Source organism: Lentzea sp. CC55 (genome assembly GCF_021056325.1).
GTDB lineage: Bacteria > Actinomycetota > Actinomycetes > Mycobacteriales > Pseudonocardiaceae > Lentzea > Lentzea jiangxiensis.
Genome location: NZ_JAJCXE010000045.1, coordinates 9,566 through 35,546, shown reverse-complemented (window position 1 = coordinate 35,546; position 25,981 = coordinate 9,566). Strand labels below are relative to the sequence as shown.

Annotated in this window: 20 protein-coding genes; 17 read left to right on the top strand and 3 right to left on the bottom strand. The window is 70.3% G+C overall.

The window, feature by feature from the left end; all coding sequences use genetic code 11:
• Positions 1-10 precede the first annotated feature (10 nt).
• Positions 11-1,513, top strand: coding sequence for an L-arabinose isomerase (gene araA, locus L6E10_RS28405; protein WP_236223081.1), 1,503 nt, complete (start codon positions 11-13; stop codon positions 1,511-1,513).
• Here the strand turns inward: araA and L6E10_RS28400 are convergent.
• Positions 1,483-2,310 (bottom strand): alpha/beta fold hydrolase, encoded by an 828-nt coding sequence (locus L6E10_RS28400; protein WP_236223079.1) that lies wholly within the window; start codon positions 2,308-2,310, stop codon positions 1,483-1,485. The genes araA and L6E10_RS28400 overlap by 31 nt on opposite strands.
• A gap of 156 nt (positions 2,311-2,466) precedes the next feature.
• On the opposite strand from L6E10_RS28400, the gene L6E10_RS28395 reads away from it, so the two are divergent.
• From L6E10_RS28395 to L6E10_RS28385, 3 genes are all read left to right on the top strand, one after another.
• A complete protein-coding gene (locus L6E10_RS28395) occupies positions 2,467-3,234 on the top strand; it encodes a hypothetical protein (protein ID WP_236223078.1) in 768 nt (255 codons plus the stop codon).
• A gap of 154 nt (positions 3,235-3,388) precedes the next feature.
• The gene (locus tag L6E10_RS28390) at positions 3,389-5,359 is read left to right on the top strand and encodes an RICIN domain-containing protein (RefSeq protein WP_236223076.1); all 1,971 of its coding nucleotides are present in this window, start codon (positions 3,389-3,391) and stop codon (positions 5,357-5,359) included.
• Positions 5,360-5,366: 7 nt separating this feature from the next.
• Positions 5,367-6,230, top strand: a complete 864-nt coding sequence (locus L6E10_RS28385; protein WP_236223074.1) for a cellulose-binding domain-containing protein — start codon at positions 5,367-5,369, stop codon at positions 6,228-6,230.
• Here L6E10_RS28385 and L6E10_RS28380 read toward each other — a convergent pair whose 3' ends face one another.
• The gene (locus L6E10_RS28380) at positions 6,231-7,214 is read right to left on the bottom strand and encodes a LacI family DNA-binding transcriptional regulator (protein WP_236223072.1); all 984 of its coding nucleotides are present in this window, start codon (positions 7,212-7,214) and stop codon (positions 6,231-6,233) included.
• A gap of 75 nt (positions 7,215-7,289) precedes the next feature.
• On the opposite strand from L6E10_RS28380, the gene L6E10_RS28375 reads away from it, so the two are divergent.
• From L6E10_RS28375 to L6E10_RS28350, 6 genes are all read left to right on the top strand, one after another.
• Positions 7,290-8,462 carry an MFS transporter gene (locus L6E10_RS28375; RefSeq protein ID WP_236223070.1) on the top strand — a complete coding sequence of 391 codons (1,173 nt, stop codon included), beginning with the start codon at positions 7,290-7,292 and terminating at the stop codon, positions 8,460-8,462.
• A 303-nt stretch (positions 8,463-8,765) separates the two neighbouring features.
• Positions 8,766-10,949 (top strand): pectinesterase family protein, encoded by a 2,184-nt coding sequence (locus L6E10_RS28370; RefSeq protein ID WP_236223068.1) that lies wholly within the window; start codon positions 8,766-8,768, stop codon positions 10,947-10,949.
• Positions 10,946-11,821 (top strand): carbohydrate ABC transporter permease, encoded by an 876-nt coding sequence (locus L6E10_RS28365; protein WP_090096710.1) that lies wholly within the window; start codon positions 10,946-10,948, stop codon positions 11,819-11,821. Before L6E10_RS28370 ends, L6E10_RS28365 begins: the two co-directional genes overlap by 4 nt.
• The gene (locus tag L6E10_RS28360; protein WP_236223066.1) at positions 11,818-12,699 is read left to right on the top strand and encodes a carbohydrate ABC transporter permease; all 882 of its coding nucleotides are present in this window, start codon (positions 11,818-11,820) and stop codon (positions 12,697-12,699) included. Before L6E10_RS28365 ends, L6E10_RS28360 begins: the two co-directional genes overlap by 4 nt.
• Before the next feature lie 11 nt (positions 12,700-12,710).
• Complete coding sequence (locus L6E10_RS28355; RefSeq protein ID WP_236223064.1) at positions 12,711-13,979, top strand: sugar ABC transporter substrate-binding protein; 1,269 nt, start codon at positions 12,711-12,713, stop codon at positions 13,977-13,979.
• A complete protein-coding gene (locus L6E10_RS28350) occupies positions 13,976-15,121 on the top strand; it encodes an enolase C-terminal domain-like protein (protein WP_236223062.1) in 1,146 nt (381 codons plus the stop codon). The genes L6E10_RS28355 and L6E10_RS28350 overlap by 4 nt, the downstream gene beginning before the upstream one ends.
• Positions 15,122-15,154: 33 nt before the next feature.
• On the opposite strand, the gene L6E10_RS28345 is transcribed toward L6E10_RS28350, so the two are convergent.
• Entirely contained in the window at positions 15,155-15,919 is a 765-nt protein-coding gene (locus L6E10_RS28345; protein ID WP_236223060.1) for a pectate lyase, read from the bottom strand.
• A gap of 169 nt (positions 15,920-16,088) precedes the next feature.
• On the opposite strand from L6E10_RS28345, the gene L6E10_RS28340 reads away from it, so the two are divergent.
• From L6E10_RS28340 to mmuM, 7 genes are all read left to right on the top strand, one after another.
• The gene (locus L6E10_RS28340) at positions 16,089-17,021 is read left to right on the top strand and encodes a polysaccharide lyase family 1 protein (RefSeq protein WP_090096263.1); all 933 of its coding nucleotides are present in this window, start codon (positions 16,089-16,091) and stop codon (positions 17,019-17,021) included.
• Between the two features lie 244 nt (positions 17,022-17,265).
• A complete protein-coding gene (locus L6E10_RS28335) occupies positions 17,266-20,142 on the top strand; it encodes a glycoside hydrolase family 48 protein (protein ID WP_236223058.1) in 2,877 nt (958 codons plus the stop codon).
• Between the two features lie 11 nt (positions 20,143-20,153).
• Positions 20,154-21,419 (top strand): lytic polysaccharide monooxygenase, encoded by a 1,266-nt coding sequence (locus L6E10_RS28330; RefSeq protein WP_236223056.1) that lies wholly within the window; start codon positions 20,154-20,156, stop codon positions 21,417-21,419.
• 35 nt (positions 21,420-21,454) lie between these two features.
• Positions 21,455-21,871, top strand: coding sequence for a hypothetical protein (locus tag L6E10_RS28325; RefSeq protein WP_143022565.1), 417 nt, complete (start codon positions 21,455-21,457; stop codon positions 21,869-21,871).
• Positions 21,872-21,886: 15 nt separating this feature from the next.
• On the top strand, positions 21,887-23,626 hold the full coding sequence (locus L6E10_RS28320; protein ID WP_275677168.1) for a glycoside hydrolase family 6 protein: 1,740 nt from the start codon (positions 21,887-21,889) through the stop codon (positions 23,624-23,626).
• Between the two features lie 235 nt (positions 23,627-23,861).
• Positions 23,862-24,887: a LacI family DNA-binding transcriptional regulator gene (locus L6E10_RS28315; protein WP_236223055.1), complete on the top strand. Its 1,026-nt coding sequence runs from the start codon at positions 23,862-23,864 to the stop codon at positions 24,885-24,887.
• Positions 24,888-25,072: 185 nt separating this feature from the next.
• Complete coding sequence (gene mmuM, locus L6E10_RS28310) at positions 25,073-25,957, top strand: homocysteine S-methyltransferase (RefSeq protein WP_308102896.1); 885 nt, start codon at positions 25,073-25,075, stop codon at positions 25,955-25,957.
• The last annotated feature ends 24 nt before the right edge of the window (positions 25,958-25,981 follow it).

The following is a 25,981-nucleotide window of genomic DNA, read 5'->3' as shown; positions in this document are numbered from 1 at the left end:
AGGAGAGCACATGCCGGACAAGCCCCAGATCTGGTTCCTCACCGGCAGCCAGCACCTCTACGGCCCCGAGACGCTCGACCAGGTCGCGGCCCAGTCCCAGCAGATCCAGCGGATGCTCTCGGACTCCGGCCGGATCAGCGCGGAGATCGTGTGGAAGCCGGTCCTGACCGACTCCGGCGCGATCCGGGCGGTCATGCAGGAGGCGAACAACGACCCGTCCTGCGTCGGCGTGATCGCGTGGATGCACACCTTCTCCCCGGCGAAGATGTGGATCACCGGTCTGGACCTGCTGCGCAAGCCGTTGCTGCACCTGCACACGCAGCTCAACGAGGCGCTGCCGTGGTCCACGATCGACATGGACTTCATGAACCTCAACCAGGCCGCGCACGGTGACCGCGAGTTCGCCTACGTGCAGACCAGGATCGGGGTGGCGCGCAAGACCGTCGCGGGCCACGCGAGCGATCCCGTGGTGGCCGAGCGGATCGACGGCTGGGCGCGCGCGGCGGCCGGCATGGCGCACCTGCGCGGGCTGCGGCTCGCCCGGTTCGGCGACAACATGCGCGACGTCGCGGTGACCGAGGGTGACAAGGTCGAGGCGGAGCTGCGGTTCGGCGTCTCCGTCAACACCTACGGCGTCAACGACCTCGTCGCCGTCGTCGACGAGGTGCCCGACGCCGGCATCGACCTGCTCGTCGCCGACTACGCCGAGGCCTACCGCCTCAGCCCGGAGCTGGCGCGCGGGGGAGAGCGGCACGAGTCGCTGCGCTACGCCGCCCGCATCGAGATCGGCCTGCGGTCGTTCCTCGACGACGGAGGGTTCGGTGCGTTCACGACGAACTTCCAGGACCTGGGCGGGTTGCGGCAGTTGCCCGGTCTTGCCGTGCAACGGCTGATGGCCGACGGCTACGGCTTCGGCGGCGAGGGCGACTGGAAGACCTCCGCGCTGCTCGCGGCGGTGAAGGCGATGGGCACCGGCACGGGCCGCGGCACGTCGTTCATGGAGGACTACACCTACCACTTCGGGCCCGGCGAGCCGAAGATCCTCGGCGCGCACATGCTGGAGGTCTGCCCGACGATCGCCGCCTCCCAGCCGTCCTGCGAGATTCACCCGCTCGGCATCGGCGACCGCGAGGACCCGGTGCGGCTGGTGTTCGACGCCGCGTCCGGACCCGCCGTCGTGGTCGGGCTCGCCGACATGGGCGACCGGTTCCGCCTGGTTGCCAACGAGGTCACGGTCGTCCCGCCGGACGAGCCGCTGCCGAAGCTGCCGGTCGCGCGGGCCGTGTGGAAGCCGGAGCCGTCGCTCTCGACGTCCGCGGAGTGCTGGCTCACGGCGGGCGGCCCGCACCACACGGTGATGACGCAGGCCGTCGGGGCCGAGGTGCTGCGCGACTTCGCGCAGATGGCCGCCACGGAGCTGGTGCTGATCGACTCCGCGACGACCCCCGCGTCGTTCTCCGACCGGCTGCGCTGGAACTCCGCCTACCACCGCCTGGCGGCCGGGATCAACTGACGGGCGTGGAACTCGGCTATCTGCCGCCAAGTCGCGACGGGGTTGGAGTACATCGGGAGATGTCCGCTGTGCGGGATCTCCGCGAGCTCCACCCCGTTCGCGTCGAGCAGCGGCAGGTAGGAGAGCCCGGCGTACTGCTCGCCGTAGACGAACAGCCGCGGGCACGGCAGTGACAGGAACTTCGTCAACAGGTCGCCGTGGTCGGCGAGCTCGACCATCGAGCGGAACAGCGTGGCCACGGCGCCGCGCCGCACCTTGTTCGGCAGGTTCGCCGCGAACAGGCCGCCGCCGTAGCAGGGCGAGTCGCGGCAGCTCTCGGCGAGCCGGAACAGGTAGCCGCCGGGATCGCGGTGCGTCAGCGCCTCCCGGCTGAGCACGCAGTCCTCCGGAGCGAGGACGCCCTTGATGTTCACGAAGCTCAGCACTCGGCCCGGTTCCTGGTGCGCGAGCAGCAACGCCGTCAGCGCGCCGCTCGAGTGCCCGACGACGTGGAACCGGCCGATGCCCGCGCGGTCGAGCACGGTGCGGGCGGTGTCGGCGAGGAACGGCAGGTCGACCTCATCGAGGTCGGCGCACTCCGTCGCGCCGCACCCCGGTGCGTCGTAGGCGAGGAACGGGCGTCCGGCGAAGTCGTGCCGCTGGTGGACGTCGAGGTAGTCCTCCTTGCTCGTGCCGAACCCGTGCAGGAAGACCACCGGGGCGTCGGTGCCTCCCCGGCGCACCGACGCGACCTTGACGTTGACCCCGCGGACGCGCAGCGGGATCTGTTCGTGGACGACTCTGTCTGCCGACGGCATGGCTGTTCCCCGGATTCTTCGCAGGTGCGGACTGCGGCGGAATGAAGCGAGAGCATGCCATCGGCTGTGAACGCTCACAAGTAGTTGAACCCTTTACCTTCCCGGTCCGTATCCCGTTGTGCCGGCAGCAACGTCCCCTACTCGTGAGGTTCGAAGATGTCGAGAGCGCATGCACGACCGCAACGGAGCAAGCGGGTCATCGTCGCCGGAGTCGCCGTCGCGGCGACCCTGACCGCGGTGACGGCCGCCGTCGCCTTCGCCGGCGGGGAGACCGCGACCGGCTCGATCGCGTGCCCGCGACCGGTCGTCCCGGCGGTGCCCGCCGCGGCGCAGGCCGAGGTGCAGCGGGAGCTCGCCAACCTCGACAAGCAGATCGCCGAGGCCGGCGAGCGGCTCCGCACCTCGGCCGGCCAAGGTGGGCCCGACTTCGTGCAGAACGCGATCCTCGGTCCGCTGGCGAGCAAGCGGGTCGCGGCGCTGAACCGCATCGAGACCGCCATCGGCCGGGTCGCCGCGAAGCCGGAGGGGCTGGAGAGGTTCGCGACCTGCGGCCTCGGCCAGGCACCGGCCGTGTCCGCGCCGCCGGCCACGTCGCGGACGTCCCCCGCGGGCTCCACCGGGTCGTCCGCACCGGCCGCCGCCGGGACCATCGAGTGCCCGTCGCCCGTGGTGGGCGACGTTCCCGCGGCGGCGCGGGCCGAGGTCGACCGCGAGCTCGCCAACCTGGGCAAGCAACTGGTGGAGGCCAACGAGCGGCTCCGCACGTCCGCGGGTCAGGGCGGGCCGAACTTCGTGCAGAACGCGATCCTGGGCCCGCTGGCGAGCAAGCGCGCCGCCGCGCTGGACCGGATCGCCATCGCCGTCGGCCGCGTGGAGGCGCGGCCTCAGGGACTGGAGCGCTTCGCCACCTGCTCGCTCGAGTAACTCTCCCCGGGGTTCGAGCGGCAGGCCCGTCTCCTCGGGAGCGAGCGTTCCGAGAGGTCCTGCCGGTGGCCGCGCCTCCACCGGCAGGACCTTGACGCACCAGTGGGTTCTCGATAGATGTTAGCGTGAACATCGCGCGTTCAACGGAGAACCGATGACCAGACTTCTAGCTCTGCTCGCCGTTTCGGCGCTCACGCTCTCCACCGCGGCGCCCGCTGTCGCCGCCGTCGAGCAGGTGTCGGTGCGACCGGATCCGACCTACCAGCAGGAGCCGTTCCAGGGCTGGGGCACGAGCCTGGTGTGGTTCGCCAACGCCACCGGCGGCTACCCGGACGAGATCCGCGACCACCTCGCGGAGCTGCTGTTCGGCGAGGACGGCCTCAACCTGAACATCGCCCGCTACAACGTCGGCGGCGGCAACGCGCCGGACGTGCCGGGCTACCTGAGAGCGGGTGCGGCGGTCCCCGGCTGGTGGAAGGCGCCGGAGGGCACGACCCGCGAGGACACCGACTGGTGGAAGCCGGGCGACCCGCGCTTCTTCGACACGGCGGCCGATCCGCGCCAGCGGTGGTGGGTCGACCGGATCAAGCGGGACGTGACCCGCTGGGAGTCGTTCAGCAACTCGCCACCGTGGTTCCAGACCGTGAGCGGGTACGTGTCCGGCGGCTTCGACCCGAACGCGGACCAGCTGCGGGAGGACAGGACCGGCGACTTCGCCGCCTACCTCGCGCAGGCGACGGCCGAGCTGGAACGGGCGCACGGCATCAGGTTCGCGACGGTCGACCCGTTCAACGAGCCCAACACCTCCTACTGGCGCACGACCCTGGGGCCGGACGGCAACCCGACGGGCGGCCGGCAGGAGGGCGCCCACATGGGTCCGGCGCTGCAGGCGAAGGTGGTGCCCGCGATGGCGGAGGCGTTGCGCGCCAACGGGCTCGGCGCCGTGGTCTCCGCGCCGGACGAGACCAACCCCGGGCTCTTCGCCGACGACTGGGCGGGCTACCCCGCCGCGGTGCGCGCGCAGGTCGGCCAGTTGAACGTGCACACCTACGGCACCGGACGCCGCACCTCGGCCCGCGACATCGCCAAGGGCGCGGGCAAACCGCTGTGGATGAGCGAGGTCGACGGGCACTGGGGCTCCGGGCAGAGCTTCACGAGCATGGACCCCGGCCTCGGCCTGGCCGAGCGGGTGATCGACGACCTGCGCGAGCTGGAACCGCGCGCGTGGCTGCTCTGGCAGGCGGTCGAGGACTACAACAACATGAAGCCCGGCGCCGAGTCGCCGGACGGCATGAACTGGGGCGTCGTCCAGATCCCCTTCGACTGCGGGCCGCAGGCCACGCTCGCCACGTGCCCGGCGCGCGTCAACACGAAGTTCCACACCCTGCGCAACTTCACCCACTTCGTGAAGCCGGGTGACCGGCTGGTGAAGGTGAACACCACGACCGACGTGGCGGCGGTGCGCGACACCGAGCTGAAGACCGTGGTGCACCTCAACAAGACCGACCAGGCGCAGTCCGTGACGCTGGACCTGTCGGCGTTCGCGTCCGTTCGGCAGAACGCGTCCGTCCGGCCGGTCGTGACCGATCAGCACGGCGCGTTGGTGAAGGGCGCCTCCGTGCGCGTGCAGGACCGCAAGGCGACGCTCTCCGTGCCCGCCAGGTCGGTCACGACGTTCGAGGTGAGCGGGGTCGGCGGCGTGAACCGCGCGGCCGCGCTCGGCGGGCAGTACCGGCTCACCGGCGTGCAGAGCGGCAAGTCCCTTGCGCCGTCGGGCACCTCGCTCGTCCAGCGCACCACGGACCTCGCCGCCGCCGACCAGGTGTGGCGGGTGGAGCGGCGCTCGGGTGGTTACGACCACCGCGCCCAGTTCTCCATCACCAACTCCGCCACCGGGCAGCGCGTCGCAGCCGAAGGGGGCGGCGTCGTGCTGGGCGTCGCGGACGGCCCTGCCGCGCGGTGGGTGCTGTCCTCGACCGGGGACGGCACGTGGACGTTCGTGAACGCGGTGACGGGTGGTCTGCTCGACGTCATCGGCGAGTCGCGTGAGGACGGTGCCAGAATTGGTCTGTACCAAGCGACTTCGGGCGCGAACCAGCGCTGGTCCGTCGTTGCGGGCGGTTAGCGGACTCGTGGCGGCCCTGGTGCTGTTCGCCGGGGCCTGCACCGCGGAGCCACCGGCGCCGGCGCCACCCGGGACGCGGACGCCGTTCAAGCCGCCCACGCTCATCACCGAGCAGGTGCGGTCGGAGCGGGTGCTGCACGTCGTGCGGGACGTGGTCGACGGCCGGACCGTCGAGCTGGCGGACGGCACGAAGGTGCGCATCGCGCAGCTGGCGGCTCCTGCCGGGTGCTGGGCCGCGGGAGCGCTCGCCTTCGCCAGGGCGAGGTTGCTAACGGCCTCCGTCCGCATCAGTCCCGTGCTGTCGGGAGACGTGGATCTGACGCTCGAGGACGGCACCGACTACGCCCTGCTGGCCGTGCGCCAAGGCGCCTTGCGGCCCGAGGGCGTCGACGGGGGAGCGCTGCTCACCGCCGAGTCCGAGGCGGCGGCCGCCGACCGGGGGTTGTGGGGACCGCCGTGCGACGGCCAGGCGGTCGCGCCTCCCGTCGTGACGACACCTGGCGCGACGACCACACCTCCTCCCGCGACCACCACGCCACGGCCGCCGGCCAGGACGTGCGCCGTGGTCTACCGCGTCGTCGGGCAGTGGCCCGGCGGGTTCCAGGCGACTGTGACCGTGCGCAACACCGGCACCGCGCCGGTCGACGGGTGGACGGTGCAGTGGGCGTTCGCCACCGGACAGGTCGTGAACGAAATGTGGAACGCGACGCCGCGCCAGTTCCGCGGACTGGTCAACGCGGTCAACGTCCACTACAACCCGAAGATCGCACCGGGTGGTTCGGTGGAAATCGGGTTCAACGGCTCGGCCAGGGGTGACAACGCGGTTCCGAAGGCGTTCAGCCTGAACGGCGTCCCGTGTTCGGTGGAATGATCAGGCGCTGTCCCGGACGACGAGCCGGGACGGGTAGAACGTCGCCCTGGCACCGTTCCCGCGGTCGAGCACGGAGGTCGCCGCGGCCGTGGCGATCTCCTCGACCGGGTGCGTGCTGGTCGTGAGCGCCGGGCGGCTGAGGCCCGCGAACGCGATGTCGTCGAACCCGGCGACCGCCACGTCGCCCGGCACCCGCACGCCGAGCGCGTGCAGTCCGTCGAGGACTCCGAGCGCGGTGAGGTCGCTGAGCGCGAAGACCGCGTCGGTGTCGGGCCAGCGCCCCATGACCTCGATGGCGGCGTCGGCGCCCCGCGCGGCCGTGAAGTCGCCCTGGACGACGCGCGGCTCGCCACCGGTCTCGCGCAGCACCTGCCGGTACGCCTCGACGGCGCGGTCGCAGCAGGGCAGCCACGACGGCCCGGTGACCATCGCGATCCGCTGCCTGCCGGTGCGCACCAGGTGCCGCACGACGCCGTCCGTGCCGGCGCGGTTGTCGACGTCGAACGAGGGCACGTCGCGGGTGCCGACCCCGACCGCCGCGACCCGGCCGCGCAGCCGGCGCGGCACGGTCTCGAGCGCGGGCCGCGTCGGGTTGACGACCACGAGCCCGCCGAGCCCGCGCCCGTCGGCGAGCCGGGCGAGTGACCCGGGGTCGTCGAGGGGCAGCCAGTGCAGGGACACGCCGACCTCGCGCTCGGCGGCGACGTGCGCCGCCGAGGTCAGCACACGGCCCACGTACGGGTCGTCGAGCACGGCGGCGGTGTGCCCGATGACGGCGATCGCGAGCCGCGTGCCGGTGCGCGTGACCAGTGCGCGGGCTGAGGCGTCCGGCACGTACCCCAGCGCCGTCACCGCCGCGGTGACCCTGTCCCGTGCCCGCGGTGAGGCGGGGCCCTGCCCGGTGATGACACGGGAGGCGGTAGCCCGGGACACGCCTGCGGCCCGTGCCACGTCGTCCAGCGTCGCGGTGCGTTCTGCCGTCATACCTGCAGTATTGCTGTGGAAGCGCTTCCATGTGTGGGGTGAGTACTTCGTGTATCGAGAAAGGGAGGGACCGGGATGTCGGTCACGGTGCCACGCAGCCAGGTCCGAGCAGCCGCGGCGGGCGTGGCGGTCACCTTCGGGTTGAACGGCGTGGCCGTGGCGACCTGGTTCGCCCGCGTCCCCGCCGCCCGCGACGCACTGGGCCTCACCCCCGGCGCGCTGGGCCTGCTGCTCCTGTCGATGTCCGTGGGAGCCTGCCTGGCGATGCTCACCGCGGGTGAGGTCACCCACCGCCTCCGCCCACGCCGCACGGTGGCGGTGTCCGCCGTGACCGTCGCCGTGGGCCTCGCGGTGGCAGGCGTCGGCATCGGCGCGCACCCGTCCGCCGTGCTGACCGCCATCGGCATCTTCACGCTCGGCTACGGCTCGGGCCTGTGCGACGTCGCGATGAACGTCGAGGCCGCCGAGGTGGAACGCGCGCTCGGCAAGACGGTCATGCCCCGCTTCCACGCGATGTGGAGCCTCGGCACCGTCGTCGCCGCGGGCCTGGCCTCCTTCGCCGCCTGGGCCGTCCTTCCCGTGACGGCCCACTTGGCCGTGGTGGCCTTCATCGTCGCCGCGGGCACCCTCGTGGCGTCGCGCACCTACCGGCTGGCGGTCGAAGCCGAGCACGGCGGCGGCAGCGGGGTCATGGCCGCGTGGCGCGAACCCCGCACCTTGCTCATCGGGCTCCTCGTGCTGGTGCTGGCGTTCACCGAGGGCACCGCGAACGACTGGGTGGCGGTCGCGTTCATCGACGGCTACGCGCTCGACCCGGCACTGGGCGCCGTGGTGTTCGGCGTGTTCGTCACGACGATGACGTTCGGCCGGATCTTCGGCACGATCGCGCTGGACCGCTGGGGACGGGTGCCGGCGATCGTCGTGTCGATGCTGCTGGCGGCCTCCGGCGTGGCTCTGGCGGTGTTCGCCGGATCCGTGTGGCTCGCGGTCGCCGGGGTGGCCGTCTGGGGGCTGGGAACCGCCCTCGGGTTCCCCGTCGGGATGAGTGCGGCGGCGGATGATCCCGAGCGGGCCGCGGCCCGGGTCAGCGTGGTCGCGGTGATCGGGTACACCGCGTTCCTGGCCGGGCCTCCGTTGGTCGGGTTGCTCGGGAACGGCGTGGGGGTGTTGAAGGCTTTGCTCATCGTGCCGTTGCTGTTGCTGCCCGCTCTGGCGTTGGTGCCGATGTTGAGGCCGGTCAAGAGCTGAGCACCGCGCGGCCTCACCACCGCTCCTGCCGTCCGTGAGTCACGGGACCTCCCGTTGCTCACGGACGGTTTTGTTTCGTGGCGCTGGAGCGAACTGGACACCAGTTCACGAACATGAATTGATCAGTCGCTGATCCACCTCACCGCGCATTCGACCGCGTTCGATTCGAACAATCGTCGAACGCGGTGGCGAATTGTCGAATGAATTCACTTCGTTGACGCACGCCGGACGCATTCGTAATACTCGTTTCACGATCGTGGACGCTGTTCAAGAATGTGAATCCTTTGCGAAGGGTATTCCGTCATGCGGCTTTTCGTTGGCGCGCTGGCCGTGGCCTGCGCGTGCACCGGGGTGGTGAGCGTTCCCGCGCACGCCGGCCACGACCCCGCCCGGCAGGTGCTGCCCGCGGGCGACGGGTGGGGGTCGGCCGGCACGGGGACCACCGGCGGTGCGGCGGCGCCCAGGGAGAACGTGCACGAGGTGCGCACGCGGGCCGAGCTCGTCGCGGCGCTCGCGGCTCCGGCGCCGCGCATCGTCAAGGTCAGGGGTGTGATCGACGCGAACAGCGGCGATGACGGGAAACCCTTGCGGTGTGAGGACTACGCGGCGGACGGGTACACGCTGGCCGGGTACCTCGCGGCCTACGACCCCGCCGTGTGGGGGTGGGAGCGCGAGCCCGAGGGGGTGCTGGAGGAGGCGCGGAAGGCTTCTGCGAAGAAGCAGGAAGCCGTCATCGCGCTCGACGTGCCGTCGGACACCACGATCATCGGTGTCGGCGGCGGGGCCGGGATCACCGGCGGGAGCCTGCGGATCCACAACGCGCGCAACGTGATCGTGCGCAACCTGACCTTCCGCGACACCCGCGACTGCTTCCCGCAGTGGGATCCCGCGGACAACAGCCCCGGGGCGCCTCCCGGCAACTGGAACTCGCTCTACGACTCGGTGTCGGTCCAGCGCTCCGAGAACGTGTGGGTGGACCACAGCACGTTCACCGACGAGCCGAACGCCGACAGCACCCAGCCGCTCCACTTCGGACGGCCCTACCAGGTGCACGACGGGCAGCTCGACATCACCAACGGCAGCGACCTGGTCACCGTGTCGCGCAACGTCTTCGCCGAGCACGGCAAGACGATGCTGATCGGGTCGTCGAACTCGTCCGCGGTCGACCCGGGCAAGCTCAGGGTCTCCGTGCACCACAACGTCTTCCGCAACGTGCTGGAGCGCGCGCCGCGGGTGCGGTTCGGGCAGGTGCACGTCTACAACAACCTCTACGAGGGTGCGCAGACCTACAGCTGGGGCGTCGGCGTCAAGTCGCAGATCGTCGCGCAGAACAACTTCGTCAGGGGCATCGCGCCGGAGAAGGTCGTCTACAACTGGGGCGGTACGGCGATCACCGACACCGGCAACCTCCTCGACGGCCGGCCGTTCAGCTTCGTGAGCGCTCACAACGCCGCGTTCCTCGACAAGGCGCTCGGCACGGACGCGGGCTGGACGCCGACGCTGGACCGCGGCCTCGAACCCGCGCACCGCGTCAAGCACCTGAAGGCGGGCGCACAGCCGGCGGGACGTCACCTCGTCGTCGGCAAGGGCTTCCCGTCCGTCCAGGCCGCGATCGACGCGGCGCCGGCCGGAGCCGTGATCACGGTGCCCGCGGGCGTGCACCGCGAGGTCGTCAAGATCCCGAGCAGCAAGCGGGACCTCACGCTGCGCGGTGCCACCGGCAACGCCCGCGACGTCGTGATCGACTACGACAACGCCAGCGGGACGAAGAAGCCCGACGGCACGACGTACGGCACCACGGGCAGCGCGACGGCGACCATCGCCGCGGACGGGTTCACCGCGAAGGACATCACCTTCCGCAACTCGTTCGACCGCGCGAAGCACCCGGAGATCACGGCCACCCAGGCCGTGGCGGTCAAGACCACCGGTGACCGGGTGTTGTTCGACCGGGTCCGCTTCGAGGGCCACCAGGACACCCTGTACGCGGACACGCCGTCCACGACGGCCCGGTCGCGCCAGTACTACCGGGACTGCGCGATCACCGGTGACGTCGACTTCCTCTTCGGACGGGCGACGGCGGTCTTCGAACGGGCGACCATCACGGCGCTGAGCCGGGGCCAGGACCCCAACGGGTACGTGACCGCGGCGAGCACCCGCAGGGACAACCCGCACGGCTTCCTGATCGTCAACTCCAAGATCCGCAGCGACGCCCCGGCCGGGACGTACTTCCTCGGCAGGCCGTGGCACCCCGGCGGTGACCCGGACGCGATCGCCCAGGTGGTCATCCGCGACACCGAGCTGCCCGCGGCGATCAAGGCCGGCCCGTGGACGGACATGTCCGGCTTCCCGTGGCGGGGCGCCAGGTTCGCGGAGTACCGCAACACCGGGCCCGGCGCGGGCACGAACGCCGACCGCCCCCAGCTCACCGATGAGCAGGCGAGGCAGCACACCAGGGCGGCCTACCTGAGCGGGTGGAACCCGGCGTGAGGACCCGCACCTGGGCGCCCTACGCCCTGATCGCCCCGACGCTCGTGCTGATGGCGGTCTTCCTGGTCTACCCGATCGCGAGCGTCGCCTGGTTCAGCCTGCGGCAGCACACCGTCACGCAGCCGTGGAAGAACGGCTTCATCGGCTTCGAGAACTTCCGGCGGATGCTGTTCGAGGACCAGCTGTTCTGGCAGAGCCTCGTGTTCAGCGCCAAGTGGGTCGTGGTCGAGGTCGGCCTGCAGCTGGTGCTGGGCCTGGTCCTCGCCCTGATCGTCAACGAGACGTTCGTGGGCAGGGCGCTGGCGCGAGCGCTGGTGTTCTCGCCGTGGGCGGTGTCGGGCGTGCTCACGACCGGCATCTGGATCCTGCTCTACAACCCGTCGACGGGCGTCTTCCAGCAGCTCGCGCAGTGGGGCATCGGTGATCCGGGCACGTCGGTGCTCGGCGACCCGGCGACCGTGTTCCCCGCGACCGTCGTCACCGAGCTGTGGCGCGGTGTGCCGTTCTTCGCGATCCTGCTGCTCGCCGACCTGCAGACCATCCCGAAAGACCTGTACGAGGCCGCGAGCGTCGACGGTGCCGGGAGGTGGCGCCGGTTCGTGAGCGTCACGCTGCCGCACCTGCGCGACGCGATCGTGCTGTCCACGTTGCTCAGAGCGGTGTGGGAGTTCAACAACGTCGACCTCATCTACACACTCACCGGTGGTGGCCCGGCGAACCAGACCACCACGCTGCCGCTCTACGTGGCGCGCAAGGCCGTCGACTCGCACGACTTCGGCTACGGCTCGGCGCTCACCATGGCGGGCTTCGTGATCCTGCTGTTCTTCTCGATCCTCTACCTGAGGCTGTCCAAGTTCGGGAGCCGGGCATGACCCAGACGCTGATCCGCCCGGAAACGCCGGTCGTGCCACCGCCGTCACCGCCGAGGCGCAGCAAGCACCGCGACCCGAGCCGGTTCTTCCGGCTGCACCTGCCACTGGTGCTCTACCTGTTGTTCACGCTCATCCCGTTCTACTGGATGCTGGTGTTCGCGGTGCGGCCGGCGGGGGAGACCTCACTCGTGCCGTGGCCGATCACGTTCGAGCACTTCGACACGGTGTGGAACGGCGTCGGCTTCGGGTTGTTCTTCCAGAACAGCCTGATCATCGGCGTCGGCACCCTCGTCACGGTCACGGTGTTCGCGCTGATGGGCGGCTACGCGCTGGCGCGGTTCAAGTTCCGGGGCCAGCGGGTGTTCCTGCTCGCGTTGCTGTGCACGCAGTTCATCCCCGGCGCGATGATGCTGATCCCGTTGTTCGTGATCTTCAAGTCCGCCGGGCTGCTCAACAGCCTGACGGGGCTCATCATCGCGGACACCGCGTTCCAGCTGCCGCTCGCGCTGATCCTGATGAGCGGGTTCGTGCGGAACGTGCCGGTGGAGCTGGAAGAAGCGGCGATGGTCGACGGCTGCACGAGGCTGCGGGCGTTCTTCGCGGTCACGCTGCCGCAGCTGCGCCCGGCGCTGGTGGCGGTCGGGTCGTTCGCGTTCATCGGTGCCTGGAACAACTTCCTGTTCGCGCTGATGTTCGCGAGCAAGCAGGACAAGTTCACGTTGCCGGTCGGGCTGAGCTACGCCCTCGGCGAGTTCAACACCGACTTCGGGGCGCTCGCGGCCGGCGGCGTCGTCGCCGCGGTGCCCGTCGTGCTGGTTTTCGCCGTGGTGCAGCGGTTCCTGGTGCAGGGACTGAGCGCCGGCGCGGTCAAGGGATGAGGGAGAGAAGCATGAGAAGACTGCTGCTCGCGCTGGCGCTCGTGCTGAGCGCCTGCTCCGCGGGAGGGGACGGACCCACGACGATCACGTTCTGGGACAACAACGGCGGCCCCGGCCGCACGCCGATCTACCAGGAGCTGATCAAGAGGTTCGAGGCAGCGAACCCGGACGTCAAGGTCGAGTACGTCGGCATCCCCAGCTCGTCGGTGCAGCAGAAGTACGACACGGCCATCGCCGGCGGCTCCACCCCGGACGTCGGCGGTGTCACGACGTCCTACCTCGCGCACCTGGTCGGCCAGGACGCGCTCGAGCCGGCCGACGAGCGGATCGAGAACGGCCCGCTCAAGGGCAAGCTGCTGAACGGCCTGCTGGAGACCGTGCGGCAGACCGCGCCGGACGGCAAGCTCTACGCCGTCCCCGCGTCCGGCAACATGGACGTGATCTGGTACCGCTCCGACCGCTTCGAGGAAGCCAAGATCGCCGAGCCGTCCACCTGGGACGAGCTGGCGAACGCGGCCGTGCGGCTGACCAACCCGGCGGCCAACCAGTACGGCTTCACGATCCGCGGTGGCGCCGGCTCGGTCTTCCAGCTGCTGTCCGAGGCGTACTCCTACTCGGGTGTCGAGAAGTTCTACGAGGGCGGCAGGAGCACCGTCGCCGACCCGCGCAACGCCGAGCTCGTGCGGAAGGTGGCCGAGCTGTACAAGAAGGCCACGCCCGAGGCGGACGTGAACAACAACTACACCCAGATGGTCGCCCAGTTCACCGGCGGCACGGTGGCGATGATGCACCACAACCTCGGTTCCACCGCCGACGTCATGAAGGCTCTCGGCCCGGAGCGGGTCGCCGCCATGCCGTTGCCGAAGGGACCTTCGGGCAAGCGGACCGTCGTGCCGAACCCGACCGACGGCTTCGCGGTGTTCAAGGGCAGCCGGAACCCGGACGCGGCCTGGAAGTTCGTCGAGTTCCTGACCTCTGCCGAGAGCAACGGCTACTGGAACGAGAAGGTCGGCCAGATCCCCGCCAACACCGACGTGCGCGGCGCGGAGTGGATCCAGAAGAACGCGGCCGTGAAGATGGCGCTCGGTGTGCTGGAGGACCCGGCGACCGTGCTCGTGCCCGCGCCGGTCTACCTGCCCGAGTACTCGTCGATCACCAAGACCGACACCGAGCCGCTGTACCAGAAGGTGCTGCTCGGGCAGATGTCCGCGCAGGACTTCCTCGACCAGCTCGCGGCCAAGCTCACGACCGCCCAGCAGGACTGGGAGAAGCGCAAGTGATCGAACGGGTAGCGGTGCGCACGTTCACCACGACGGCGTGCACCTCGGTCGACGCGGAGGGCCACCGGCACCCGGCACCCGAACACGAGATCACCGAGGCGCTGCTGGAGATCACCGACACCGACGGCGCCACCGGCTACTGCGCCGTGCAGCCCGACCAGGTCCGCCCGGCGGTGCTGGACAAGCACGTGCGGCCGGTGCTGCTGGGACAGGACCCGTGGGACCGCGAACGGCTCTGGCGGCTGCTCGCGAGGCGTCAGCGCGGCTCGCACGGCGGTTTCACCGACCGCGCGCTCGGGTTCGTCGACACGGCGCTGTGGGACCTGGTGGCGCGCAAGGCGGGACTGCCCGCGTGGAAGCTCGCCGGTGGCGCGCGCGACCGGATCCCGGCCTACGCCAGCACGATGTGCGGCGACACGGACGGCCTGGCGACGCCGGGGGACTACGCGGACTTCGCGAAGCACCTCGTGTCGGTGGGTTACCGGGCGATCAAGCTGCACACCTGGATGCCGCCGGTCCCCGGCGCGCCGAGCGTCTCGCGGGACGTCGAGGCGTGCCGGGCAGTGCGGGAGGCGGTCGGACCGGACGTCGCGCTGATGCTCGACGCGAGCCACTGGTACTCCCGCACGGAGGCGCTGCGGCTCGGCAGGGCGTTGCAGGAGCTCGACTACTACTGGTTCGAGGAACCGATGGAGGAGGCGTCGGTCAGCTCCTACCGGTGGCTCGCCGACCAGCTGGACATCCCGGTGATCGGCCCGGAGGTGGCGTGGGGCAAGCACCACACGCGCGCCGAGTGGATCAGCTCGGGGGCCTGCGACGTCCTGCGCGCGGGTCCGGCGGGGAGCGGCGGGATCACGCCGGTGCTCAAGACCGTGCACCTCGCCGAGGCGTTCAACGTCGACTGCGAGATCCACGGCAACGGGTCGGCCAGCCTGACCGTGCTCGGCGCGACCGATGCGGGACGGTGGTACGAACGGGGACTGCTGCACCCGCACGTCGACTTCGACCGGGTTCCGCCGCACCGCGGCTCGATCGTCGACCCGCTGGACGGGAACGGGAACGTGACCCTTCCGGTTCGTCCGGGAATCGGGGACGACTGGAATTTCGAACACATCGGAGTTCACACTCTTGAAGAATGGTGAGAAAAGCCCCGGCGGAGCGCCGGGGCTTTTCCTCTACCGATAGGTGATGTCCGAGGACTTGAACAGGCAGTGGGTGCTGTCGGAACCGGTTCCGATTTTCTTCGGCTCGCCGCTCGTGACACCCTGGTACTTGTCGCAGACAGCGATCTTCCTGCTGCTGTCACCGACGACGGTGATCCGCGAGAACCGTGCGGTGTCGCCGTAGTTGGTGTTGATGCCGGCGAGGTTCTTGCCGGGGGAGAACGCCGTGACGTTCTCCATCACGACGTGCCGCTTGTGCTGGGTCTTGCAGTTGCCGCAGGACCGGTAGAGCTTGCCGAAGTCGTCCACCTGGAAGTTGCGGATGATCATCGTGCCCGGCCCGTTGTGCTGGAACACCTTGTCGGAGGCCTTGCGCGCGCCACCACCGCTGATGGTCATGGTCTGCGAGGACGACGTGCCCTTGAACGTGGCAGCGTCCTCGCCGACGTCCTCCCACCACACGTTGGTGAGCGTGCACGTGCCGAGGCAGTGGACGCCGTCCGCGGCCGGCGCGCCGAGCACGACGTTCTTCAGCGTCGCGCCGTCGGCCAGCTGGAAGATCGGGTCCTGGCCCTCGTTCTGGCCGCCGGAACCGAGGTTGCCGGTGCCGTAGAACCGCTGCATGCCTCCGTCGTACGTACCGGCCCCGACCTTGATGGTCGCGCCGACGGGCTTCGGTCCGGCCGGCGTCGGGAACGTGCTGCCCGCCGCCTGTGCCACAGGGGCGAGAAACGCGGCCAACGCCGTGGTCAGAACCGCTGTCAGAACTTTCTTCATGTGCGCTCCGCTTGCAGGGGGATGCGCGGCGGTAATTCAATCCTAGAGCGGGCCCCGGTCGAGTCAACCGATTTCGATTGTTCGAGTCGAATATCGTCGAATTGGTTGACCGTCGCCTTTGTGGCTGGTTGTGTGGTTTGCACCGCCGCTCACGAATTGGGAGCGTGGAATGATTCCAAAGCGTGCAGCACTAGTTTCCGCCACCGCGCTGGTCCTCGGTGCGGTCTTCGTCCCCCAGGCGACCGCCGCCCCCTTCGGGCTGGTCGGCTGGGCCACCCAGGGAGGAGGCACGACGGGAGGCGGCAGCGCGTCGCCGATCACCGTCACCACGGCGTCGGCGTTCGTCGAGGCCGCGAAGTCGTCGAGCGCCGCGGTGATCCGGGTCTCCGGCACGATCTCGCTGCCGAGCATGACCAAGGTCGCCTCGAACAAGACCATCGAGGGCGTCGGCTCCAGCGCGGCGATCACCGGGCAGGGCCTCAACATCGCCAACGCCTCGAACGTGATCGTGCGCAACCTCAACTTCCGCAGCTGGGGTGACGACGCGATCAACGTGCAGTACTCCACCCGCGTGTGGATCGACCACAACACCTTCTCCAACGGCTACGACGGTGCGGTCGACGTCAAGCGGGCCTCGGACTACGTCACGGTGTCGTGGAACAAGTTCACGAGCCACAACAAGACGATGCTGCTGGGCCACAGCGACGGCAACGGCTCCGAGGACCGCGGCAAGCTCCGGGTGACCTACCACCACAACTGGTTCGACGGAACGCAGCAGCGCCACCCGCGCGTGCGGTTCGGCAACCCGGTGCACGTCTACAACAACTATTACGGCGGTGTGACCGATTACGGCGTCGCGTCGACCGTCGAGGGCGGTGTCCTCGTCGAGGGCAACTACTTCGAGAACACGAAGGACCCGTTCCACCGCGGTGAGGGCAGCTCGCCCGGTGGCTCGCTCGTGGCGCGCGACAACCACTTCGTCAACTCGGGAACGGGTGACCAGGGCGGCTCGGTCAAGAGCGTGCCCTACTCGTACCCGCTCGACAGTGCGAGCAGCGTGAAGAGCGTGGTCACGGCCGGGGCCGGAGCCGGCCGCGGCTGATGAGGGAAGGGGACGCCCCGTCTGGCCGAGGGCGTCCCCGTCTTCGTCTGGGACCGCTCCCAGGATTCCACTCGAAGAGAGCAGTAAGAGGAACCGGCGGACGTATCCCCGTTGCGCCGCAAGCACTATTCGCGAGCGCCCTTTGGTGCAACTTCCGTTGCAACGGCGGCCGGTTGGCTGATGTGGCCCACGTTACAGTGCCGTGAACTCTGGGAGCGCTCCCAGTTGTCGAGAGGGCGGCGGCATGACTCGGCGAACATTGGCGTTGACGGTTGCGGCGGTGGTGCTGGCCGGCGGGGTTCCCGCCGTCGCGGCACCAGCCGCGGTGGCCTGCACCGTCACCTACCAGATCACCAACGAGTGGAACACCGGATTCGGCGCGGCCGTGTCGATCCGGAACGACGGGGAGGCGCTGAACGGCTGGAACCTCACGTGGACGTTCCCCGACGGGCAACGCGTCACGCAGGGCTGGAGCGGCACCTTCACGCAGAACGGCGCTGCCGTGAGCGTGACCAACCCGCCCTGGTCCCCGACGCTGGCCGCGGGCGGCACCGCGCAGGTGGGCTTCAACGGCAGCAAGGGCTCGACCAACCGGCCACCGACGGACTTCGCCGTGAACGGCGTGTCCTGCACGGGACCGAACAAGGCGCCCTCCGTGGCGCTGACGGCGCCCACGAGCGGCAGCAGCTACACCCTCCCCGCGGAGATCCCGCTGGCGGCGACCGCGACGGACACCGACGGCACGGTGGCCAAGGTCGACTTCTACGCCGGCGACACCCTGGTCGCGACCGACACCAGCGCGCCGTTCAGCGGCACGTGGACGTCGGCGCCGGCCGGTGACCACAGCATCACCGCGCGGGCCACGGACAACCGCGGCGCCGTGACGACCTCCGCACCGGCGGCGGTCAAGGTGCTGTCGGGACCGGCGGTCCTCGCGTCACCGAGCGCGATCTCGGTCAAGCAGGGCCAGACGGCCACGTTCGACGTCTCGCTGGCCACGGCACCGAGCCAGCCCGTCACGGTCACGATCGCCCGCAGCGGCAGCACGGACCTGACGGCGACCCCGGCGACGCTCACGTTCACCGGCACCGCGAAGCAGACGGTGACGGTGACGTCGGCGAACAACGGCGGTGAGCTCGGCACGGCGACCTTCACGGCGTCGGCCACCGGCTACAGCCCGGCGAGCGTCACGGTCAAGGAGCTCGACCCGTCCACCTCGGACTTCAACAAGGCGTTCCTCGACCAGTACAACAAGATCAAGGACCCGGCGAGCGGCTACTTCCGCAAGTTCGGCGACCTGCTCGTGCCGTACCACTCGGTCGAGACGCTGATGGTGGAGGCACCGGACCACGGTCACCAGACGACGTCCGAGGCCTTCAGCTACTACCTGTGGCTGGAAGCGAGCTACGGCCGCGTCACGGGCGACTGGGCGCCGTTCAAGTCGGCCTTCGCGTCGATGGAGAAGTTCATCATCCCGGCGAAGGCGGACCAGCCGACCAACGACAAGTACGACCCGTCGAAGCCGGCGACCTACGCGCCCGAACACCCGAGGATGGACCAGTACCCGTCGACGCTGGACGGCACCGTCCCGGTCGGCCAGGACCCGATCGCGGCGGAGCTGAAGACCGCGTACGGCAACTCGGACGTCTACGGCATGCACTGGCTCATCGACGTCGACAACACCTACGGCTTCGGCCGGTGCGGTGACGGCACGACGGCGCCCGCGTACATCAACACCTACCAGCGCGGCTCGTCGGAGTCGGTGTGGGAGACCATCCCGCAGCCCTCGTGCGACACGTTCAAGCACGGTGGCCCCAACGGGTTCCTGGACCTCTTCACCAAGGACTCGTCCTACGCCAAGCAGTGGAAGTACACCAACGCGCCGGACGCGGACGCCCGCGTGGTGCAGGTGGCACTGCTCGCCCAGCAGTGGGCGACGGCGCAGGGCAAGGCCGGCGACATCTCGGCGGAGATCGGCAAGTCCGCGAAGATGGGCGACTACCTGCGGTACGCCATGTTCGACAAGTACTTCAAGCGCATCGGCAACTGCAACAGCCCGGCGTCGTGCCCCGGCGCGACCGGCAAGAACAGCGCGCACTACCTGATGTCCTGGTACTACGCGTGGGGTGGCGCGACCGACACGTCCGCCGGCTGGGCGTGGCGCATCGGTGACGGTGCCTCGCACCAGGGCTACCAGAACCCGCTGGCAGCGCACGCTCTCGCGAACGTGCCCGCGCTCAAGCCGTTGTCCGCCACCGGGCAGCAGGACTGGGCGACGTCGCTGAACCGGCAGCTCGAGATGCTGCAGTGGCTGCAGTCGGCCGACGGCGGTCTCGCCGGTGGCGTGACGAACAGCTGGGAGGGCCAGTACGCCTCGCCTCCCGCCGGCACGCCGACGTTCTACGGCATGCACTACGACGCCCACCCGGTGTGGCGCGACCCCCCGAGCAACCGGTGGTTCGGCTTCCAGGTGTGGGGGATCGAGCGCACGGCCGCGCTGTACCGGCTGACCGGTGACGCGCGCGCCAAGAAGATCCTCGACAAGTGGGTGCCGTGGGCGATCGCGAACACCACGACCGGCACGAACTTCCAGATCCCCGCGGACCTGGAGTGGTCGGGAGCGCCGGACACGTGGAACGCGACCAACCCCGGTTCGAACGCGAACCTGCGGGTGCGCGTGGTGAACCACAACCAGGACGTCGGCATCGCCGCGTCGTACGCGAAGGTGCTGCTGAACTACGCGGCGCGGTCGGGCAACGCCTCGGCCAAGACCACGGGTGAGGCGCTGCTGACCGGGCTGCTCGCGCACCAGGACAGCCTCGGCATCGCGACGCCGGAGACGCGCGCGGACTACAACCGGTTCGACGACGTCTACAACACCTCCACCGCGGAAGGCCCGTACGTGCCGAGCGGCTGGACCGGCCGGATGCCCAACGGCGACCAGATCGGGCAGGGCTCGTCGTTCCTGTCGATGCGGTCGATGTTCCGCAACGACCCGCAGTGGCCCAAGGTCCAGGCCTACCTGGACGGCGGACCGGCACCGACGTTCACCTACCACCGGTTCTGGGCCCAGGCGGAGATCGCGACCGCCTTCTCCCTGCACGCCGAGATCTACGGGTGAGGAGTCCGCAGATGAGAAAACGCATAGCACTCCTGGCCGTGGCGGCCGCGGTCGGCGCCGTCCTGGTGCACACCGGTGGCACGGCCGTCGCGCACGGCTCGATGGTCTGGCCCGGCAGCCGCACCTACCTCTGCTACGAGGACGGCCGCACGGGCGGCGGCGACCTGCAGCCCACCAACCCGGCGTGCGTCGCGGCGGTGGCCCAGGGCGGGAAGCAGCCGCTGTGGGACTGGTTCGGCAACCTGATCAGCAACGCCGCCGGACGCCACCGGGAGATCGTTCCCGACGGCAGCCTGTGCGGTCCCACCACGAAGTTCGCCGCCTACAACCTGCCGCGGGCCGACTGGCCCGCCACGCAGGTCACGGCGAACAGCACCGTCACCTTCCGGTACAACGCCTGGGCACCGCACCCCGGCACGTGGGAGCAGTACGTCACCAAGGACGGCTTCGACGTCACGAAGCCGCTCAAGTGGTCGGACCTCGAGTCCGTGCCGTTCGACAAGGTGACGAACCCGCCGCTGGCGAACGGTGAGTACGCCTGGCAGGCCAGGCTGCCCAACAAGACCGGCCGCCACATCATCTACTCGCTGTGGCAGCGCTCGGACAGCCCGGAGGCGTTCTACAGCTGCTCGGACGTCGTCTTCGGCGGGGGCACCGGCACGCCGGACACCACCGCGCCGTCGGCACCGGGCACTCCCGTCGCCTCCGGCGTCACCGGCAGCTCGGTGAAGCTCGACTGGCTGGCGTCGACGGACGACGTCGGGGTGACCGGGTACCGCGTCTACAGCGGTGGCCAGGTGGTCGCGACCTCCGCCACGAACTCGGTGACGGTCACCGGGCTCAGCGCGGACACGTCGTACTCGTTCACCGTGGTCGCGACGGACTCGGCCGGCAACGCCTCGGCGGCCTCGTCGGGCGTCACGGTCAGGACGTCGGCGGGTGGCGGCGGTCCCACCGGTTCCTGCACGGTCGCCTACTCGCGGCCGAGCACGTGGAGCGGCGGGTTCACGGCCAACGTGACGGTGACGAACACCGGCACCAGTGCGCTCAACGCCTGGGAGCTCGTGTGGGACTTCCCCGCGGGACAGCAGCTCTCGCAGGCGTGGTCGTCGACCGTGACCGTCGCGAACGGACGGGCCACAGCGAAGGGCGTGTCGTACAACGCGAACCTCGCGCCCGGTGGCACGGCGTCGTTCGGCTTCAACGCCACGACGGCGTCCACGCCGGCTGATCCGACGTCGTTCACGCTCAGCGGTTCTCCGTGCGCCATCCGGTGACGAGGGCGTTGATCGCCCTTCTGGTGGTGGGTTCGGTGACGTTCGCCCTCCTCGTAGGACGCGCCGAACCCACCCCCGACCTGAGCAGGGGCGTCGACGGCATCGCCGCCTGGCTGAACGAGCTGACCGACGAGTGCGCCACCGTCCGGCGGGGTGACGACTTCACGGACTTCGCCGGACCGGTGCGGTCCAAGGTCTACGCGCCGTTCGTCGCCGAATGGGGGACCTGCGCCAAGGAGCCGTACGGGCGGCTCGGGCTGCTGGTCCTGCGGCCTGGCTTGGACCAGGCCTGGCGGACGGCGCTCGCGAACGGCGAGGTCCGGGGCGACCCGGACCTCGCCTTCGGGGACGGCTTCGCGCTCACCGGCTCGATCGGGATGGAGTACCTCGGCCTGAAACGGCTCGAATGCACGCCCTCCGCGTGCTCCCTGGTCCAGATCCAACACCATTAGGAAGTCAGGAGATCAATGAAGCTCAACGGACAGAGGCGGTGGGCCGCGGCGGGTGTCGTGGTCGCCACCGCCGTGGCGACCTTCGGGGTGGCGATGAGCGCACCCGCGGGCGCCGCACCCGGCTGCCGCGTCGACTACAAGGCGAACAGCTGGGGCGGCGGAGGGTTCGGCGCCTCGGTGAAGATCACCAACCTCGGTGACGCCGTGTCGGGCGGCTGGACGCTCAAGTTCACCTTCCCGGGCAGCCAGCGCGTGGCCCAGGGGTGGAACGCGACCTGGTCGCAGTCCGGCGCCGACGTGACCGCGACGAGCCTGTCGTGGAACGGGAACCTCGGTACCGGCGCGTCCATCGACATCGGCTTCAACGGGTCCAACGCGGGCGCCAACGACGCCAACCCGTCGGCTTTCACGCTGAACGGCACGCTGTGCACCGGCGACACGGTGCCCACCACCACGACGACCACGACGACCACCACCACGACCACCTCGAACGGTCCTGGCCCCGGTCGCGTGGACAACCCGTACGTGGGCGCGAAGCAGTACGTCAACCCGGACTGGTCGGCCAAGGCCGCCGCGGAGCCCGGCGGCAGCCGGATCGCGAACCAGCCCACCGGTGTGTGGATGGACCGCATCGCGGCGATCAACGGCACGGTCGACTCGCGCGGCCTGGTCGGACACCTGGACGAGGCGGTGCGCCAGGCGGCGGGCTCACCACTCGTCATCCAGGTGGTCATCTACAACCTGCCCGGTCGTGACTGCTCGGCCCTCGCCTCGAACGGTGAGCTCAAGCCGACGGAGATCGACAAGTACAAGACCGACTACATCGACCCGATCGCGGCGATCTTCGCCAGGCCCGAGTACGCGAACCTGCGCATCGTCACGACGGTGGAGATCGACTCGCTGCCGAACCTGATCACCAACGTGTCGCCGCGGCCGACCGCTGTGCCGGCGTGCGACGTCATGAAGGCGAACGGCAACTACGTCACCGGTGTCGGCTACGCGCTCGCGAAGCTGGGTGCGGTTCCGAACGTCTACAACTACCTGGACATCGGCCACCACGGCTGGATCGGCTGGGACGACAACTTCGGCCCGACGGCCGAGCTGCTGTACCAGGCCGCGAACGCCTCCGGCAGCACGAAGGCGAACGTCCACGGCTTCATCGCCAACACCGCGAACTACGGCGCGCTGCGCGAGCTGTACTTCAAGATCGAGGACTCGGTGGGCGGCACCTCGGTCCGCCAGTCGAAGTGGGTGGACTGGAACCGCTACGTCGACGAGCTGTCCTACGCGCAGGCGTTCCGGCAGCGCGCCGTGCTGGCGGGCTTCGACGCGAACGTCGGCATGCTGATCGACACCAGCCGCAACGGCTGGGGCGGCAGCGCCCGTCCGACGGGCCCCGGCCCGACGACGGGTGTGGACGCCTACGTCAACGGCGGCAGGATCGACCGGCGCATCCACCTCGGCAACTGGTGCAACCAGTCGGGTGCCGGTCTGGGTGAGCGCCCGAAGGCGGCTCCGGAGCCCGGTATCGACGCCTACGTGTGGATGAAGCCCCCGGGCGAGTCCGACGGCGCGAGCGAGGAGATCCCGAACAACGAGGGCAAGGGCGCGGACAAGATGTGCGACCCGGCCTACACCGGCAACGTGCGCAACGGCAACAACCTGTCGGGCGCGCTGCCGAAGGCACCGTTGTCCGGCAAGTGGTTCTCCGCGCAGTTCCAGGAGCTCATGCGCAACGCCTACCCGGCGCTCTGAGCTGCGGGATGTGAGCGTGCCCATGCGGCCGGCGCCGGATCACGGTGTCGCGCCGCGTGGGTGCGCTCTTCCACCCCGCACTGGTTTTCCGTCCAGCAAGTTTCCAGACAGAGGCGAATTCGTCTGGACCACCCGAAAAGCGCAATGTTAACGCACACATAACTCTTGATGTCATCAGAAGGTGCTCCCTATGGTGTCGACACCGTCACTGACAGCGAGCGGGAAAGGGGGCTGTGTGGTCACCATCGCCGATGTCGCGAGGCACGCCGGGGTCGCTCCGAGCACGGTCTCCTACGTGCTGACGGGCAAGCGGTCGATCTCCGCGGACACGAAGTCGAGAGTCCGGGAGAGCATCAGGCAGCTCGGCTACCAGCCGCACGCGACCGACCGCGCGGCCTCGGCCGGCAGGACGAACGTGATCGGCCTCGTGCTGCCCCTGCGCGCGGGCACGCACCTGCCCGCCGTGATGCGCTTCGTCACCGCCGCCGTCACCACCGCGCGCCGCTACGACATGGACCTGCTGCTGATGACCGCGGACGACGGCGCGGCCGGCCTGCGCCGGGCCGCGAACAGCGCCCAGGTCGACGGCTTCCTCGTGATGGACGTGGAGATGGACGACGAGCGCGTGCCCCTGCTGCGTCAGCTGTCCAAACCGTCCGTCCTCATCGGACACCCGGCCGCCGCGCGCGGCCTCACCTGCGTGGACCTGGACTTCGAGGCGGCGGGCGCCAAGTGCGTCGACCACCTCGCGGACCTCGGCCACCGCTCGATCGGCTTCCTCGGCGCCCCCAGCGCGGTCTACCGGCGCAGCACCGGCTTCGCGCACCGCACGATGAACGGCTTCAGCGCCGCCGCCATGCGCAGGGGGGTCGCCGCGACGGCGTTGTCCGTCGAGGGCGACCACGACTCCGTGCTCAGGGCGACCAAGGCCCTGATCCGGGCCCACCCGTCGATGACGGCGCTGGTGGTGCACAACGAGGCGGCCCTGGGCTGGATCACGACGTGCCTGCGCGCGGCGGGCCGTCAGGTCCCCGGCGACGTGGCCGTGGTGGCCATCTGCCCGGACGAGGTCGCCGAGCAGACCTCACCCCTGCTCACCTCCGTCCGGCTGCCCGCAGAAGAGCTCGGCAGGCACGCCGTGGACCTGCTCGTGGCCAAGCTGTCCGGCAAGCAGCCGCCCCCGCTGATGCTGTTGCCTCCCCGGCTCTCCCGCCGGGCGAGCACACCGGATCCCGCCGCCCACCGCGGCGCCACCGGCTGACCGGTTCCCGATCCGGGGAACCGGTTGACGACGGACGGCCGCCGGGATGACGTTGCCCCGTGCGAAAATGCGGCGCGCACGGGGCGGCGCCGGCTCCGGCGGTCGTTCTGGGGGAGTGCGCGATGTTCTCGGCGGAGCGGCTGTCGCGCACTCCTCCTCACCACTCGTTCCGTAGACTTCCGCGGGTGGAACTGGCAGCAGCGCTGGCGCAGCGCGTGGTCGTGCTCGACGGCGGCATGTCGACCGCCCTGGAGCTCGCCGGGCACGACCTGTCCGACGAGCTGTGGTCGGCACGGCTGCTGCTGAGCACCCCGGACGCCGTGCGCGCCGCCCACCTCGCCTTCTTCCGGGCGGGTGCCGAGGTGGCCATCACCGCGAGCTACCAGGCGAGCTTCGCCGGTTTCGCCCGCCGGGGCATCGGCTCGCAGGAGACCGGCCGCCTGCTGCGGTCCAGTGTGGAGCTGGCCCGCTCGGCCGCCTCCGATGTGGACGGCCGGCGGTGGGTCGCCGCATCGGTCGGCCCGTACGGCGCGGTCCTGGCGGACGGGTCGGAGTACCGCGGGCGGTACGGCCTGAGCCGGCGGCAGCTGGCCGAGTTCCACCGGCCGCGCATCGAGGAGCTGTGCGCCGCCGATCCGGACGTGCTCGCGGTCGAGACCGTGCCCGACGTGGACGAGGCCGTCGCCGTGCTGGACGTCGTGCGCGGCAGCGGCGTGCCGCTGTGGCTCTCCTACAGCGTGCGAGACGGCCGGACCTGCGCGGGGCAGTCGCTCGAGGAGGCGTTCTCGGTGGTGTCCGGCGTGGACGAGGTGATCGCGGTCGGCGTGAACTGCTGCGCGCCCGCGGACGTGGCCGAGGCGGTGGCCGTGGCGCGGAGGGTGACGGGGCTGCCCGTCGTGGTCTACCCCAACAGCGGCGAGGAGTGGGACGCGGACGCGCGGGCGTGGACCGGGGACGGGACGGGGTTCGCCGCGTCGGCGGGGGAGTGGGCCGAGGCCGGGGCGCGTTTGGTGGGTGGGTGTTGCCGGACCGGGCCTTCGGCGATCTCGGTGCTGGCGGGGAGGGTCTGAGCGGCTCGCCGGACGAGGTGTGCC

What these genes read in the sequence shown, in the direction of transcription:
- araA (WP_236223081.1), top strand. Translation starts at nt 11, where the DNA reads ATGCCGGACAAGCCCCAGATCTGGTTCCTCACCGGCAGCCAGCACCTC.
- L6E10_RS28400 (WP_236223079.1), bottom strand. Translation starts at nt 2,310, where the DNA reads ATGCCGTCGGCAGACAGAGTCGTCCACGAACAGATCCCGCTGCGCGTC.
- L6E10_RS28395 (WP_236223078.1), top strand. Translation starts at nt 2,467, where the DNA reads ATGTCGAGAGCGCATGCACGACCGCAACGGAGCAAGCGGGTCATCGTC.
- L6E10_RS28390 (WP_236223076.1), top strand. Translation starts at nt 3,389, where the DNA reads ATGACCAGACTTCTAGCTCTGCTCGCCGTTTCGGCGCTCACGCTCTCC.
- L6E10_RS28380 (WP_236223072.1), bottom strand. Translation starts at nt 7,214, where the DNA reads ATGACGGCAGAACGCACCGCGACGCTGGACGACGTGGCACGGGCCGCA.
- L6E10_RS28375 (WP_236223070.1), top strand. Translation starts at nt 7,290, where the DNA reads ATGTCGGTCACGGTGCCACGCAGCCAGGTCCGAGCAGCCGCGGCGGGC.
- L6E10_RS28370 (WP_236223068.1), top strand. Translation starts at nt 8,766, where the DNA reads ATGCGGCTTTTCGTTGGCGCGCTGGCCGTGGCCTGCGCGTGCACCGGG.
- L6E10_RS28360 (WP_236223066.1), top strand. Translation starts at nt 11,818, where the DNA reads ATGACCCAGACGCTGATCCGCCCGGAAACGCCGGTCGTGCCACCGCCG.
- L6E10_RS28355 (WP_236223064.1), top strand. Translation starts at nt 12,711, where the DNA reads ATGAGAAGACTGCTGCTCGCGCTGGCGCTCGTGCTGAGCGCCTGCTCC.
- L6E10_RS28345 (WP_236223060.1), bottom strand. Translation starts at nt 15,919, where the DNA reads ATGAAGAAAGTTCTGACAGCGGTTCTGACCACGGCGTTGGCCGCGTTT.
- L6E10_RS28340 (WP_090096263.1), top strand. Translation starts at nt 16,089, where the DNA reads ATGATTCCAAAGCGTGCAGCACTAGTTTCCGCCACCGCGCTGGTCCTC.
- L6E10_RS28335 (WP_236223058.1), top strand. Translation starts at nt 17,266, where the DNA reads ATGACTCGGCGAACATTGGCGTTGACGGTTGCGGCGGTGGTGCTGGCC.
- L6E10_RS28330 (WP_236223056.1), top strand. Translation starts at nt 20,154, where the DNA reads ATGAGAAAACGCATAGCACTCCTGGCCGTGGCGGCCGCGGTCGGCGCC.
- L6E10_RS28320 (WP_275677168.1), top strand. Translation starts at nt 21,887, where the DNA reads ATGAAGCTCAACGGACAGAGGCGGTGGGCCGCGGCGGGTGTCGTGGTC.